Raw genomic sequence first — 1330 nt, 5'->3', positions numbered from 1 at the left:
CGTGGTGAACTCATGAGGTAACAGGGCTCTAACTTGTTTCATTTATAAAAAGTGATAATTCATATACTAATGATAGTTATACAAAAATAATGATAAACAAACAAGTTCAATTATGCGATAAGTACTGAAATTATCACGTTGCTCTAATAGTGAACGAATTTATGATAATTTAATACTCAGGTACTTATTAACGTGCAAGAAAAGTATTCAACGTCATCTTAAAATGTTAATGTATTGTTTGTTAACACCTTTTGATTTTACCGTTTCCCCTGCACTAGAGAAATAAATTAAACAATCATATCAAGGAGTCAGATTTTGATTGAAGCCATTATAACCTTAATCACCACTACCGCTTTATTACTGGGTTCACCCGGTCCGGCCCCCTTGCTCTGGCCGCAACAGGCGCCACTCATGGCATTAAAAAAGGCACGCCTTTCCTATTGGGGATCCTGTTCGGATTATCTGTTGCCATTGTGGGCGCAACAATGGGGCTCGCCACCCTTTTTTCTCATTGGCCTGAACTGCAAATAGGCGTACAAATATTAGGCGCGTTCTACCTTGTCTATGTTGCCTTTAAAATTGCTACCTCCCCTGTCACCCCCAGTTCAAATACACTCCCAGTCAACGCCCCATTATTAAAAGATGGTTTTATTCTAAACCTGTTAAATCCTAAGGCTTACGCCGCTTTTTTAGCGATATTTTCACAATTTATGTTACCGCTTGCTAATGATACTCATGCTTACCTTGTGACAGGAATTATTTGTTTACTGGTAGCAGCCATTGTTGATACGTTATGGCTATGCTTTGGTGGACTGTTACGCCCACGCTTTCAGCACCCACGTCAGGCTAGAACATTAAGGGTGATATTCGCCATTTTGATGATATTTGCCATTATTTGGACGTTTATTTAACGCTACCCACATATTGAAAAGGTGCGGTATATCAAAACATGTGATTGTTATACTCGATAAACAAAACAGAGAAAGTAACCTGTTTTGACATTATGAATGTGTAGATAAATCAACTCTGCACTTTTAAATAAACGCTTAATAATAACGTTTAGTTCATCTCCTGCAGTAATGTTCGCTTCTTGCATCAAATAATCTTTATCGTAACCTCTCACGGATAATACTCGATGTAATAAGAAATTAGGGATAACATTGTGCCCTACAGGAGTATTAACAGCATTTTCTCTAATAAAAATAGGCCCACCTCCTTGGTCAGGGCGGGATCGCACTTTGTTAACAAAGATTGAATCTGCTGAATTACTGTGATCTAATCGCACCTCACTTTCTGAGAGGTAACCCAATGACCCTGATCGAACACCTTA

At 38.5% G+C, this 1330-nt stretch carries 2 protein-coding genes; one reads left to right on the top strand and one right to left on the bottom strand.

Annotated elements, in window-relative coordinates:
• Positions 1-440 precede the first annotated feature (440 nt).
• On the top strand, positions 441-911 hold the full coding sequence (locus L2764_RS27220; RefSeq protein WP_248943457.1) for a LysE family translocator: 471 nt from the start codon (positions 441-443) through the stop codon (positions 909-911).
• A 47-nt stretch (positions 912-958) separates the two neighbouring features.
• Here L2764_RS27220 and L2764_RS27215 read toward each other — a convergent pair whose 3' ends face one another.
• Entirely contained in the window at positions 959-1309 is a 351-nt protein-coding gene (locus L2764_RS27215) for a DUF1203 domain-containing protein (protein ID WP_248943455.1), read from the bottom strand.
• Positions 1310-1330: the final 21 nt, after the last annotated feature.

The sequence above is a fragment of the Shewanella surugensis genome (assembly GCF_023284005.1).
Taxonomy (GTDB): Bacteria; Pseudomonadota; Gammaproteobacteria; order Enterobacterales; family Shewanellaceae; genus Shewanella; species Shewanella surugensis.
Note: the sequence above shows the minus strand (reverse complement) of the source record. Positions and strands in the feature narration are given on the sequence as shown.